Consider the following 14,413-nt stretch of genomic DNA (forward strand, 5'->3'; position numbering starts at 1 on the left):
GTGGTCCTGCCGAGCTTGCGGGCCGATCTGCAACTGTCCGCGGCCGCCCCCGACCCGGACGGCTCACCCCAATGGACGCTGGCCGACCCGGTACGCGGCCGCTATTTCAAGTTGGGCGCGGCGGCCATGCGCATGCTGCGACACTGGTCCCTGGGCGATCCGGAACAAGTGCTGCAGGCGGCCAACCGCGAGCCGGGCCTGCCGCTCAATGACGAATCGCTGGAGCAGTTGCTGGGCTTCTTGCGCGGACATGACCTGATCAGCGCCATGGACCCGCAACAACGTGACAGCTATCAGTACAAGACGGCTTCCCAGCGCCAGAGCGTGTGGCAGATCCTGCTGCATCAATACCTGTTTTTCCGCATACCGCTGTGGCGTCCGGATGCGTTTCTCAATCGCGCCTGGCCTTGGCTCGCGCGGTTCGGCCCTGGCGTGCTGCGTTATGGAATACCGCTGACCCTGGGCCTGGGCATTTTCCTGGTGTCCAGGGACTGGCAGCGGTTTCTGGCGACCTTTCCACACCTGTTCAGCCTGGGGGGCGCGCTGGCATTCGGCGTGGCGTTGTTCTTTGCCAAGTTGTGCCACGAATTCGGTCACGCCTTCATGGCCAAGCGCGCCGGTTGCCGGGTGCAGAGCATGGGTGTGGCATTCATGGTGCTGTTGCCGATGTTTTATACCGACGTCAGCGACGCCTGGCGGATCAGGGATCGACGGGCCCGGCTGTTGATCGGCGCGGGCGGCGTGCTCGCCGAATTGCTGCTGGCCTGCATCGCTTTGCTGGCCTGGTCGCTGCTGCCCGATGGCCCGGCGCGCACCGCGGCGTTCATGCTTGCCAGCGCCACCTGGATCACCACACTGATCATCAACCTCAATCCCTTCATGCGCTTCGACGGGTATTTCCTGCTCAGCGATTTTTGGGCGGTGGATAACCTCCAGGGCCGCGCATTCGCCTTGTGTCGCTGGCGCCTGCGCGAAGCCTTGTTCGGTTATGGCGCGGCGGCGCCGGAGCCATGGTCGCCGAAGATGCGCCGGCGCTTGTTGGTGTGGGGCTATGGCGCCTGGCTGTGGCGCGCGGCGTTGTTCCTCGGTATCGCCCTGGCGGTCTATCACCTGTTCTTCAAGGTGCTGGGCATTTTCCTGATGATGGTGGAATTGGTCTGGTTCATTTTCATGCCTATCGTGAGTGAAGGACGGCAATGGTGGAACCGCCGCGAGCAGGCTCATCGCCCTCGTGTGTTGCTGACTGGCTTGGTGCTGCTGGTGTTGCTGCTGGTCCTGCTGTTGCCTTGGCGCAGCGCGGTGGAGGTCCCGACCATGCTGGAAGCCGGCCGTGCCAGCGCCTTGCATGCGCCGGTGGCGGCGCGGGTCAAGCAGGTCAATGTCCATGACGGCCAGGTTGTGGCCCAGGGCGATGTGTTGATCGAGCTGGAGTCGCCGGACATGGCGTCGCGCCTGGCCATCGTGCGCCGGGAAATCCAGATCCAACAGTTGCAGATGCGCCGCCAGGCCGGCCGCAGCGAAACCGCCGCCGATGCCGGTATCGTCGAACAGCAACTGGCCGAAGCAGTGGCCGAATACCGGGGCCTGGTCGCTCAGCGTGAGCGCCTGTTGTTGCGCGCGCCCCACGCCGGACAAGTACGCGACCTGCTGACGGATCTGCAAGCCGGGCGCTGGCTGTCGCCCACCCAACCCCTGGCTCGAGTGGTGCAGGATGACTCACGCTTGCGCGGCTACCTCACCGAAGCCGAGCTCTGGAGGGTCGCGCCGGGTGCCACGGGACGGTTTATTGCTGACGATCCGATGCACGCCTCGATTGCGGTGCAGCTCAACGAAATCGACGCCAACGGCGTAGCCTGGGTCGAGCAACAGGCGTTGACGTCCGACCACCACGGCCCCATCGCCGTGCGCCGTGATTCGCAACAGCGAGCCGAGCCGGTGCAGGCGCAGTATGGGGTTCGCTTGAGCGCCCTCGACGGGACGCCTGCCCCGGCCCAGCCGTTGCGTGGCGTGGTGGTGTTGCAGGGGCAGGGTGAATCGGTATTGGGAGCGGCCTGGCGTCGGGTGGCGGCGTTGGGTGTCAGGGAAAGCGGGTTCTAGGGAGCGGGCATGGATTCAGTGGCGGCAGAAGGGTTGGTGGTGCGTCCATCACGGGTCAACGATGGTCCGTTCTTGCAGGGCCTGTATCAGGCGGCGCGACCGGATCTGCAATGGATCGACGGCGAGCATGAGCAGGTGCAGCAAATCATCGCGCAACAGTTCCAGGTGCAGGAGCAAGGGCTGGGCGAGAACTTCCCCAACGCCATGCATTACGTCGTGGAAAAACTCGGCAGCGCCATCGGGGCCTTGAGTACGGATTTCGGCCCCAATGAAATTCGCGTGCTCTACCTGGCCTTCATTCCACAGGCCCGTGGGCAAGGTTATGGCCGAGCGGTATTGCAAGGGGTGCAGAAGGCGGCGCAACAGATCCGTTGCCCGGTGGCGACCGTGGTCTGGGCCAGCAACCCGCATGCTCGCCAACATTACCTGGCGCTGGGTTTTGAGGTACAAGAGCGCAACCCGGCGGCAGAGCGATTGGTGTGGTATCCGAAAGGAAACTGAGCGGCGCTATTTGCGTGTGGGAGCGAGTCCCGTCAGTTGAACGCGATGTAGAAATAACCCACCGACGGATCCCGCCCCATCGGTGGTATTCGCGATACGAAAACCCCTTCGAGCCTTCCCAGTTCCGGCACCTCCAGTGCGCAGAGCCCTTCGACGAAGTCTGTGCTTTGCAGGCTGTTGAACTCAACGCTGAACGGCATGCGTTCACTGCTGGGCATTTTCGTCCTGGGTGCTTCGTCCAGGGTGTCGAAACGCACCGGCAGGCATCTGCCGTCAGGCAGGGTCAGGCTGCCGGTCTGGCCCAGCAGCGGTTGGAAATGGCGGCTATGAACCTGTTGCAGCATGTCGATGCTCCCAAAGGCCGGAAGGCCAAGGCCTTCCGGCGGATTGTCAGTTGCGGGATGGAAAATAACCTTGCAGCGCGATGCTGAAGTTGATGGCCAGGAACGGGTTCATGATTGCCATGGGCATGTTGCCGCCGGTGGGGGATACCGTGCCGCTGACGGTGGTGCTGACGCCTTGCAACGGCACTGGCGAAGCGCCCTGTTGATCCGAATAGATCGCCGCCGAACCGGGCCCGGTGCCCGAGGTGCCGATGAATGAATTTGTGGGCGTCGGCGTGTTCACCGGATTGCTGGCCGGGTTCGCCAGTTGCAAGGTGGTGGCGGCGGTAATGCCGGTCAATGCATGGGTGTGGTTGGGCAGGTTGTTCAGCGTTGCGGTGACGTTTTCCGTGCCGGCGACTTCGCCGATCACCCGGGGAGTCAGGCCCAATCCGTCGCCTTGGCCGACGGGCATGCGGCCCTGCAGGTTGGGCAGCATGAAGGTGGTTTGTCCGTTGCCGCCGTACGTCACGCCGATCAAGGCGAACAAGGTCTGGTATTGGGCAAGGGACAGCGTCTGCCCATTGCACAGCGCCCAGTCCCTGGGTGCGAAGTTGAAGGCGAATGGCTGGATCGTGCCGATGAATACTTCCATAGATTCCTCATCCCTCAGGTTATTGGTCTGCGGGTGCCCGGCACAAAAAGGACAAGAGTGCGATCAGCCCGACTCCTTCGTTCCCTGGCCTGGTCACGCACGGCTGAGCGTAGACGGGGATGTCTGATTTCGCCGGGCGGAGGGGGTGAAAAAATCTTCGTTCCGCTTAACCGATTCACCCTTTCGACGCCTCGATACCGTCCATCTTCTTTACAGTTTTCGGCGCGCCTGATGGCAAAACACTACTAGGCGAAATTTTTGTTGTCGGCTACGCTTCGGCTACGAAGGGACTAAATACAAGGTGAAGGGATTGCCGCAGTTTCACTTTATTTCCGGTTTACCGCGCTCTGGCTCGACCCTGCTTTCTGCCATCCTGTTGCAGAATCCGCGCTTCCATGCCGGCATGACCAGCCCCGTCGGTACGCTGTTCAGCAGCGTCCTGCAGCAATGCAGCGCCGGCAGCGAATTCGGCTCGGTGATCGACACTGATCTGCGCCGTCGCCTGTTGCGTGGCCTCTTCGATTCCTACTACGCCGACAAGGCCGACAAACCGGTCATCTTCGACACCAACCGTCAATGGTGCGCCCGCTTGCCGGCCTTGCAGGACCTGTTTCCCCAGGCCAAGACCATCGCTTGCGTGCGCAACGTCGCCTGGATCCTCGATAGCCTGGAGCGGCTCTACCGCGCCAATCCCTTCGAGAACACCAAGCTGTTCAACGACGATGACGAGCGCAACACCGTCTACAGCCGTTGCGAAACCCTGGCCCAGCGCAATCGCCTGGTGGGGTTCGCCTGGACAGCGCTCAAGGAAGCCTATTACGGCGAGAACGCCGAGTCGTTGCTGATCGTTGACTACGACCTGTTGAGCCAGGCGCCCGAGCGGGTCATGCGGCTGGTCTATGAGTTCATCGGCGAGCCTTGGTTCGAGCACGATTTCAATCACTTGACCTACGACGCGCCGGCCTTCGACCAGGCCTTGGGCGTCGCCGGCCTGCACAAGGTCAAGCCCAAGGTTGCGCCGCAAGCCCGGCGGACCTTGCTGCCGCCGGATCTGTTCGAGAAGTATGCCGAGTTGTCGTTCTGGCGCGATGGCGCAGCCAGCGCGGCGAATGTCATTCGTATGAAAACCGACGCCGCGGTCAGCTGATCGCGGTTTTTTTCATTGGCGTGTTGAATAAGTTCGAGTCCAGGTGATCGTCATGTGGTGGAGCAAAGGCAAATCGCGGGTAACCGAGAGCACGCAACCCCTGGCATCGCCAATGATCATGTCTCTGGAACCGCGAATGCTGTTCGACGGCGCGGTGGCGGCCACCGTGGCCGATGCGGCGCAATCGGACGCGCAACCGACTGCCGAGGCGGCCAAGACGCCCACAGCGGACCAGCCTTCCGACACCCATGTTCCCCAAGGCCAGGCCGATGCCACCGAGGCCGCCGTCCCGGGCAAGTCCGTGGTGTTCGTCGATTCACGGGTCAAGGACGCTGGCAGCCTGCTGCAAGGCGTGGCCCCCGGGACCGAGGTGGTGCAACTGGATGCCACCAAGGACGGCCTGCAACAGATCGCCGATTACCTGGACACGCACCAGGGCGTCAGCTCGGTGCAGATCATCGCCCACGGCAACGCCGGTGACTTGTGGCTGGGCAACAGCTACCTGTCGGCGGACAACGTCCAGGCCCGCGCCGAGGTGCTGGCGCAGATCGGCCAGGACATGAACGCCGGCGGCGATATCCTGATCTACGGCTGCTACACCGCCGAAGGCGACCGCGGCATGAGCCTGGTCAATTCGCTGGCGCAGCTCACCGGCCGAGACGTGGCCGCTTCCGACGACCGCACCGGCCTGGGCGGCGACTGGAACCTGGAAATCGCCACCGGCACCATCGAAAGCGCCAACGTGCTGTCGAGCAAGGCCATGAGCGAGTACCAATGGGGCCTGGCCACCTGGACCGCCACCAACAACCTCAACACCGGCGTCGGTTCCCTGCGTGCGGCCCTGGCCTCCGCACAGAACGGCGACATCGTCACGTTCAATAACACCATGACCGTCGGGCTGACGTCGGTGCTGGTGGTCAACAAGAACGTCACCATCGATGGCGATCTCAACAACGACAACGTTGCCGACGTGACCCTGGATGGCCAATACCGGACCCAGATCATCAACGTGACGGCCGGCACGACGGCAACCCTCGATGGGCTGGTGATCACTCGGGGCATGGCGGCGGGTAACGGCGGCAATGGCGGCGACGATGCGCTGGTGTCCAAGGGCGGTGGTATCTACAACGCCGGCACCCTGACCCTGCGCAACGTCACGGTCACCGCGAACGCCGCGTCTGGCGGTGGTGGTGGCGGTGGCGTGACGCCGCAATACGCCGGTGGTGGCGGTGGTGGCGGTGGTGCGGTCGGTAGCGGTATCGGTGGCAAGGGCGGCGATACGCTCAACGCCACGGGTTCCAATGGCTCGGCCGGGCAGGGTGGCGCGGGCGGCGGCTTCTTCAACATTGGCGGGCGTGGCGGTTCCACCACGGGTGGTGCGGGCGGTGCGGCCTATCCGGGTTACAGCACCGGTTCGGCCGGAGGCACGGCCAGCAGCGGTGGCTTGTCCATCAGTGGCGGTGGCGGTGGCGACGGTTATGACGACATCGGTGGGGCAGGTGGCGGCGCGGTCGGGGGTATCTATAACGATACCGGCGCGACCCTGCGCGTCATTGGCAACTCGGTTATCTCCAACAACGTCGGTGCCGGCGGTGGCGGTGGCGGTGGTGGCGCCGGTGGGGGTTACACGCAGGCGGGCGGTGCGGGCGGCGTTGGTGTTGGCGCCATCTGGAACAAAGGCACGATCCTGATCACCGCCGTCAACTTCGCGGCCCTGGCGGGCAACGTCGGCGGCAGTGGTGTGGGTGGGACGAGTGCCGGCAGCGCCGGCGTTTCACCGGCATCGGTGGCCAACGTCTACGGTGACGGCGGCACCATCAATACCAACTATGTACCGGATGAGACACCGCCTACCGCGACCGTCGTGGTGGCCAATACCAACCTGAACTCCGGTGGCACGACGACGGTGACCATCACCTTCTCCGAGGCCGTAACGGGCCTCACCGCGGCGGACCTGACGGTGCAGAACGGCACCGTTGGCCTCTTGAGCAGCGGCGACGGCGGCATCACCTGGACCGGCACCTTGACGGCGGCCAGCAACATCGCCGACACCACCAACATCATCACCCTGAACGATACCGGAGTGGCCGACCTGGCGGGCAATACCGGCGTGGGCACCACCGACTCGAACAATTACGTGGTCAACGACACCGTGGCGCCCACGGCGTCCATCGTGGTGAGCGACACGGCCCTCAGGATTGGCGAGACGTCGACGGTCACCATCACCTTCTCCGAGGCGGTCTCCGGCTTTACCACGGCCGACATGACTGTGGCCAATGGCTCGCTCAGCGGCCTGAGCACCAGCGACGGCGGTATCACCTGGACGGCCACGTTGACGCCGGACGCGGCGGTCACCGATACCTCCAATCTCGTTGTGTTGAATAACACCGGCGTGGCGGACCTCAATGGCAACGCCGGCGTGGGGACGACCAACTCCAACAATTACGCCATCGACACGCAACGCCCGACCGCCACCATCGTGGTCGCCGACACCGCGTTGAGCGCGGGCGAAACCTCGTTGGTGACCATCACCTTCAGCGAGGCGGTGAGCGGTTTCACCAGCGCCGACCTGACGGTCGCCAACGGTGCGGTCACCGGGTTGAGCAGCAGCGACGGCGGCATTACCTGGACCGCAACGCTGACGCCGAGCGCCAGTGTCACTGACACCAGCAACCTGATCACGCTGACCAACAGTGGCATTTCCGACCTGGCCGGCAACATCGGCAGCGGCACCACCGACTCGAACAACTACGCCATCGACACACAGCGCCCGACCGCCTCCATCGTGGTGGCCGATACCGCACTGAACATCGGTGAAACGTCCCAGGTGACGATTACCTTCAGCGAGCCCGTTACCGGCTTCACCTTGGCGGACCTGACGGTTGCCAACGGCTCGTTGAGTGGACTGAGCAGCAGCGATGGCGGCATCACCTGGACCGCGACGCTCACACCGAGCGCCACTATCAGCGACGCGACCAACCTGATTGTCCTGGCCAATACCGGTGTGTCGGACGCGGCGGGCAATGCCGGTAGCGGCACCACCAGTTCCAACAACTACGCCGTTGATACCCAGCGTCCCACCGCCAGCATCGTTGTCAGCGATACCTCGCTGAGCGTCGGCGAAACGTCTCTGGTGACCATCACCTTCAACGAAGCAGTGACAGGCTTTACCGCCGCTGACCTGACGGTCGCCAACGGCACGGTTATCGGCCTGAGCAGCGGCGACGGCGGCATCACCTGGACCGGGACGCTGACGCCAACCGCCAGCATCAGCGACACCAGCAACCTCATCACCCTGGATAACTCCGGCGTCGCCGACGCGGCGGGCAATACAGGCAGCGGCACCACCGATTCCAACAACTACGCCATCGACACCGCGCGCCCGACCGCTACCATCGTGGTCGCCGACTCGGCCGTTGGCGCTGGCGAAACATCGGTGGTGACGATTACCTTCAGCGAAGCGGTGACCGGTTTCACCCTGGCCGACCTGAGCGTCACCAACGGCAGCCTGAGTGGCCTGAGCACCAGCGACAACATCACCTACACGGCGACGTTCACGCCATCGGCGGGCGTCACCGACACCACCAATCTGATCACCCTCAACAATACCGGCGTGGTGGATGGCGCTGGCAATACTGGCAGTGGCACCACCGATTCCAACAACTACGCCGTGGACACCCAGCGCCCGACCGCCACCATCGTGATCGCCGATACGGCGCTGAGCGTCGGCGAAACCTCCTTGGTGACGATCACCTTCTCAGAAGCGGTCAGCGGGTTCGACAATTCGGACCTGAGCGTGGCCAACGGCACCTTGAGCGCAGTGAGCAGCAGCGATGGCGGCATCACCTGGACCGCTACTTTCACGCCGGCCCTTGGGGTGAGCGACACCTCCAACATAATCGTCCTGAACAACACCGGCGTGGCGGACGGGGCCGGTAACAGCGGCACTGGCACCACCAGTTCCAACAATTACCAAGTCGATACCAACGTGCCGACAGCGACCGTCGTGATTGCCGATAGCACCCTCGGCATCGGCGAAACCACGACCGTGACCATCACCTTCAACTCGGCGGTGAGCGGTTTCGACAACAGTGACCTGACCGTCAGCAACGGCACCCTGAGCAACGTCGGCAGTGTCGACGGCGGTGTTACCTGGACAGCCACGTTCACGCCGAGCGTCAGCATTTCCGATACCACCAACGTAATCACCCTGGACAACACCGGCGTGATCAACGTGGCGGGCAACGCGGGTGTCGGCACCACCGACTCAAACAATTATGCGGTGGATACGGTGCGACCCACCGCGACCATTGTCGTGGCCGACACGGCCATCGGTGCCGGCGAGACGTCGCTGGTCACCATCACCTTCAGCGAGGCGGTGACCGCATTCACCGCCGCGGATCTGACGGTCGCCAACGGTACGATTTCCGGGCTGAGCAGCAGCGACGGCGGTATCACCTGGACCGCGACCCTTACGCCCACCAACGGGATCAACGACAGCAGCAACGTGATCTCCCTCAATAACGGCGGCATCATCGATCTGGCGGGCAATGGCAACGTCGGCGCGACCGTCTCCAACAACTACGCGCTCGATACCCAGCGCCCTACCGCCACTGTCGTGTTGAGTGATTCATCATTGAGGCCGGGCGAAACCGCCCAGGTGACCATAACGTTCAGCGAGGCGGTGAGCGGCTTCAGCAATGATGACCTGAGCGTTGCCAACGGCACCTTGAGCGCCGTGAGCAGCAGCGACGGCGGCCTGACCTGGACTGCCACGTTTACCCCGACCCTGGGCGTGAGCGACACCACCAACCTGATCGTCCTCGACAACACCGGTGTGAGCGATGGGGCCGGCAACACCGGTACCGGTACCACCAATTCGGCCAACTACGCCGTCGAGACCCGCGTGCCGACCGCCACCGTCGTGGTGGCCGATCCAGCGCTGAGCGTGGGCGAAACGTCACTGGTGACGATCACGTTCTCTGAAGCGGTGAGCGGTTTCGACAACAGCGACCTGACCGTCAGCAACGGGACGCTGAGCAATGTGTCCTCGACCGACGGCGGCGTTACCTGGACGGCAACGTTTACCCCGGCAAGCAACGTCACTGACACCAGCAACCTGATCAGCCTGGACACCAGCGGTGTGTCAAACGTGTCGGGCAATGACGGCGTCGGCATAGTCAATTCCAACAACTACGCGGTCGACACCGTGCGTCCGGGCGCCACCATCGTGGTGGGCGATACGTCCCTGGGCATTGGCCAGACCACGACAGTGACCATCAGCTTCACCGAGGCGGTGTCCGGCTTCGACTTGTCGGACCTCAGCGTCGCCAATGGCGTGCTGTCCAACCTCGCCAGCGTTGACGGCGGCCTGACCTGGACGGCGACCCTGACGCCGACGGCGGGTATCAACGACGCCACCAATTTGATCTTGCTGGATGCCAGTAACGTGCAGGACAGCGCCGGCAATGCCGGTGTCGGCATTGCCATCTCCGCCAACTACGCCCTCGACGCCACCCGGCCGACCGCGACCATCGTGGTGGCCAATCCGAGCCTGGGCGTGGGCCAGACGACCCAGGTCACGTTCACTTTCAGCGAGGCGGTGACGGATTTCGACCTGTCGGACCTGAGCGTCACCAACGGCGAACTGAGCAACCTGAGCAGCAGCGACGGCGGCAAGACCTGGACAGCGACCTTCACTCCGTCGGTGAACCTCACCGACCCGAGCAACTTTATCGCCCTGGATACCAGCAACGTCAGCGATCTGTCGGGCAACGCCGGGTCAAGCGTGTCGGTGTCCAACAACTATGCGATCGACACCGTGGTGGCCAACGATGTGAAGCCACCGCCAGAGTTCCTGATCTCGGATCCGGTCACGGCCATCCCGTCGTCCGAGGTGCCCTTGCAACCAAACATTTTCAACCCGCCAACCGGCGACTTGGGCTCGCCGCTGGGCTTCCCGCCGCTGTTCGAGCAACGGGACGTGGGCGGTGGTCTTCGGCCCATCGGGGATATCTTCATCAACCGTGGCGAGTTGGCGCCCAGCTATATCGCCCAGGTTTTCAGCAGTGACGCCGGCGGGGACGGCTCGGGCCAAGGGTTCCTGGGTTTTGGCGGCGGCGACGGCGGCGTGTTTGGCAGCAGCACGATTTCTAGTTTGTTCAACCAGGACACGGGTTCCGATGGCGAGTCGCTGGATGCCTTCGAGAACCGGTCGATAACGGGGGGCGATGCCTCCCAAGGCCTGCGCGGCGTGTTTGGCGCTCCGACCTTGGGCCAGCAGTTGCAGCAGCTCAAAGACACAGAACAACGCCAGGTGGACAGCCTCGCGACGGCTTTGAAACAGGCCGGCACCAGCCAAGCGCTGGCCTGAGAATTCCATAAAAAATACGGTAGCCAGGGGCAATCCAGGGATGAATAGAAGTCAGAAGTTATTCGGTGTGAGTTTGCTGGCATTGGTGATCAGCGGTTGTGCGGTCACCAGCGAGCCGATCGATCGAAGCACCAGCGAACAGCGCGCCCGGAACGACCTGCAGAATATGTACAAGGACCAGGAGCCCCTCAGTGGTCCGTTGACGCTGCACCAGGCCATGGCCCGCGCGGTGAAGTACAACCTCGAAGGCCGCCTGAAAATCATGGAAGAGGCCTTGGCCAAGCGTCAGCTGGACCTCGCCAGCTTCGACATGCTGCCGCGCATGGCCCTCGATGCCGGTTATGTGGGGCGTAACAACGTCAGCGCCTCCAGCAGCCAGAGCGTGGAGACCGGCACCCAGTCCCTGGAACCGTCGACCTCCCAAGACCGCGACCGCGAAGTGGCGGACCTGACCATGGTCTGGAACGTGCTCGATTTTGGCGTCAGCTACATCAGCGCCAAGCAGGCCGGTGACCAAAGATTGATCGTGCAGGAACGCCGGCGCAAGGTGATCAATACCATCGTCCAGGATGTGCGCTCGGCCTACTGGCGAGCCATGGCCGCCGAACGTTTGCTCAAGCAGATCGACAGCCTGATGGCCCGGGTCGAGGCGGCGCGAGGCAACAGCCAGAGCATGAGCGAGCAGCGCATCGGCGACCCGGTGCAGGCCTTGGGTTACCAGCGCTCGCTGATACAGGCGACCCGTCAGTTGGAAGAACAGCGCCGGGCCTTGTCCCTGGCCAAGACCGAACTGGCGACCCTGATCAATCTGCCGTTGGGCACCGAGCTGACCCTGGCGACCCAGGATGAGTACGCCATCCCGGAACTCAAGGTCGATTTGGCTCGCCTCGAACAGGAAGCGCTGGCCAGCCGGCCGGAACTGCGCGAGCAGGACTACCAGACCCGCATCACTGCGGCGGAAACTCGCAAGGCCATGTTGCGCTTGCTGCCGGGGCTGGAATTTTCCGCCGGCGGGCATTACGACAGCAACTCGTTCCTGGTGGAGCAGGGCTGGGCCGACTACGGCGTCAAAGTCACCTGGAACCTGTTCAATGTCATCTCCGCTCCAGCGGCTATCGACGTGGCCAAGGCCGGTGAAGAAGTCGCGGCGGCACGGCGCCAGGCGATGTCGATCGCCGTGTTGGCGCAGCTGTACGTTGCCAACGCCAACTACCGCGAAGCGCTGCGCCAGTTCAAGACCAGCCAGGAGCTGTCGGACATCGATGGGCAAATAGTCGGTCAACTGCGTAGCCGTCACCAGGCTGCGGGTATTGGCGAACTGGACCTGATCCAAGGCGAGCTGAATACCTTGCAGGCGGACCTGCGGCGGGACCTGGCCTATGCCGACCTGCGCAACGCCTACGGACAAATCTTCGCCAGTGCCGGCCTCGACCCATTGCCGAACGAGGTGCAGTCCACCGAAGTGCAGTCGATTGCCACTGCGTTGGCCAATCGCGAAGCGGCCTGGGCGCAGGGCGATATCACGCTGCCGAAAACAGCCACGATGACTCAATAACCGGGCACAGCCATGACGCGCCCGGCGTTTTCCCGCCTGCCCGTCACGGTGAACCTGCCGTTGCTGTTGCAAGCGCTGGCAGCCATCAAGGACGAGCGTTGGCGAGGGCATTTCAACACTGCCTATCACAGCGGTGATTGGAGCGGCGTGGCGTTGATCTCGGCTGCCGATGCCTTGACCGAGCTGTCGCCCGGACACGGTAAGCCCGTGTACCGCGTGCCCTGGTCAGAGGATGGTCGCTGGCAAGAAGCATTGGCCGATTGGCCTCTGGATATCGTCTCGGCCCGCCTGCTGCGGTTGGGCCCGGGTGGTCTCATCCATGAGCATCGCGACTATGACCTGGGCGGTCCGGACGCCGACCTGCGCCTGCACGTTCCGCTGCTGAGCTCGCCGGGGGTTACGTTCTGGCTGGACGGGCAGACCATTGCGATGCAGGCGGGCGAATGTTGGTTTCTCGATCTGGCGCGTCCTCATCGCGTTGCCAATCAAGGCGACCAGGCGCGAATCCATCTGGTGCTCGATTGTCGCCCCGGGCCATGGTTGGACCGGCAGATAGCCGAGGGGCTGCGTAGTACACCCGAAGCCGTCTTTGGGCAAAGCGACCTGGCCCGTTTCCAGCATTGCGTGGAGGTCGATCCTCAGCTTGCCAGCGCGTTGCAAGGCCTCCATGACCTGGACACTTTCGTTGAAACCGCGCTGACGCTTGGGGCGGAACAAGGGCTGCATTTCACCCGGCAGCAATTGCGGGCTGCCATGCGCCACGGTCGCCGACAATGGAGTGACCAGTGCAAGCCCTGAGGCTGGATGGCTGGTTGCCGATCCGCGTGTGGCAGGAGGCCGGTGAGTGGCGAGTCGATTGGTGCTGGTTCGGTGACCGACGACTGTCGCAGCCGTTCTTCGGCGATGCCGTGGAAGAAGCCCTGCGCTTGCCCTTCAACCTGGTGTTCCGCCGCCAGACACCCTTGGACGTCCTGGGCCAATGGCAGCGACAGAGCCCCGGCCTGGCGCCCAGCGCATTCATCTTCCATGCCTCCCGATGCGGCTCGACACTGATCAGCCAGATGCTTGCCCAACTGGATGACCACATCGTCATCTCGGAGCCGCCGCCCCTGGATGCGCTGCTGCGCAGTGATTTGCCGCCTGCCGGACGGCGCGTGGCGCTCAAGGGCTTGGTGTCGGCCTATGGGCAGCGCCGTCGAGGTGGGGAGCAACGGCTGGTGATCAAGCTCGACGCCTGGAACATCGGCGAATTGGCGCTGTTGCGCGAATGTTTTCCCGATACGCCTCGGCTGTTCCTGTACCGCGATCCGCTGGAAATTGCCGTCTCCCATCTGCACCGCCCTGGCATGCACATGGTGCCGGGGTTGATCGGGGCGAGCGTGCTCGACGATGAATTACCCTTCGTCAGCCAGGAAGATTTCATCTCGCGTCGGGTGGGCCGTTTGTTGGCGACAGGTCTGGAGCACTGCCAGGCGTTTGCCGCAATGGCGGTGGACTACACCGAACTGCCCGAGGCGATGACGGGAAGGCTGGCGGCGTTTTTCGGGCTTGATGATGAGCAACGCAGGCGAGTGTTCGCAAAAGTGGGGCAGCATGCCAAGCAGCCGGCGCAGGCGTTCACTGGCGACAGCGAGGACAAGCGCCGGGAGGCTTCGGCGCTGTTGCATGAGCGGGTCAGGCGTTGGGCGCAGGCACCCTATGAAGCGTTGAGATCGTTGTAGTCCAGGCGATCCCGCTTCTGCGGTGAAGGTGCTTGCCACAA

9 protein-coding genes are annotated in these 14,413 nt (G+C 63.5%); 7 read left to right on the forward strand and 2 right to left on the reverse strand.

The window, feature by feature from the left end; translation table 11 throughout:
* On the forward strand, window positions 1–2,097 hold the full coding sequence (locus J3P90_RS01100) for an HlyD family efflux transporter periplasmic adaptor subunit (protein WP_434675707.1): 2,097 nt from the start codon (window positions 1–3) through the stop codon (window positions 2,095–2,097).
* Window positions 2,098–2,106: 9 nt separating this feature from the next.
* Entirely contained in the window at window positions 2,107–2,598 is a 492-nt protein-coding gene (locus J3P90_RS01105; RefSeq protein WP_434675708.1) for a GNAT family N-acetyltransferase, read from the forward strand.
* Window positions 2,599–2,630: 32 nt separating this feature from the next.
* Here J3P90_RS01105 and J3P90_RS01110 read toward each other — a convergent pair whose 3' ends face one another.
* Window positions 2,631–2,942, reverse strand: a complete 312-nt coding sequence (locus J3P90_RS01110) for a DUF6916 family protein (protein WP_434675709.1) — start codon at window positions 2,940–2,942, stop codon at window positions 2,631–2,633.
* 46 nt (window positions 2,943–2,988) lie between these two features.
* On the reverse strand, window positions 2,989–3,576 hold the full coding sequence (locus tag J3P90_RS01115; protein ID WP_434561280.1) for a phage tail protein: 588 nt from the start codon (window positions 3,574–3,576) through the stop codon (window positions 2,989–2,991).
* Between the two features lie 301 nt (window positions 3,577–3,877).
* Here J3P90_RS01115 and J3P90_RS01120 point away from each other — a divergent pair, with 301 nt between their 5' ends.
* The 5 genes from J3P90_RS01120 to J3P90_RS01140 are packed head-to-tail and all read left to right on the forward strand — an operon-like array spanning window position 3,878 to window position 14,372.
* Window positions 3,878–4,723 carry a sulfotransferase family protein gene (locus J3P90_RS01120; RefSeq protein ID WP_039592590.1) on the forward strand — a complete coding sequence of 282 codons (846 nt, stop codon included), beginning with the start codon at window positions 3,878–3,880 and terminating at the stop codon, window positions 4,721–4,723.
* A 52-nt stretch (window positions 4,724–4,775) separates the two neighbouring features.
* Entirely contained in the window at window positions 4,776–11,096 is a 6,321-nt protein-coding gene (locus tag J3P90_RS01125) for an Ig-like domain-containing protein (RefSeq protein ID WP_434675710.1), read from the forward strand.
* Between the two features lie 40 nt (window positions 11,097–11,136).
* Window positions 11,137–12,651: a TolC family protein gene (locus J3P90_RS01130; RefSeq protein WP_420766486.1), complete on the forward strand. Its 1,515-nt coding sequence runs from the start codon at window positions 11,137–11,139 to the stop codon at window positions 12,649–12,651.
* Between the two features lie 12 nt (window positions 12,652–12,663).
* Window positions 12,664–13,449: an aspartyl/asparaginyl beta-hydroxylase domain-containing protein gene (locus J3P90_RS01135; RefSeq protein ID WP_434675711.1), complete on the forward strand. Its 786-nt coding sequence runs from the start codon at window positions 12,664–12,666 to the stop codon at window positions 13,447–13,449.
* Window positions 13,437–14,372 (forward strand): sulfotransferase family protein, encoded by a 936-nt coding sequence (locus J3P90_RS01140; RefSeq protein WP_434675712.1) that lies wholly within the window; start codon window positions 13,437–13,439, stop codon window positions 14,370–14,372. Before J3P90_RS01135 ends, J3P90_RS01140 begins: the two co-directional genes overlap by 13 nt.
* Window positions 14,373–14,413 lie beyond the last annotated feature (41 nt).

It is taken from the genome of Pseudomonas sp. D3-10 (genome assembly GCF_051132175.1).
GTDB lineage: Bacteria > Pseudomonadota > Gammaproteobacteria > Pseudomonadales > Pseudomonadaceae > Aquipseudomonas.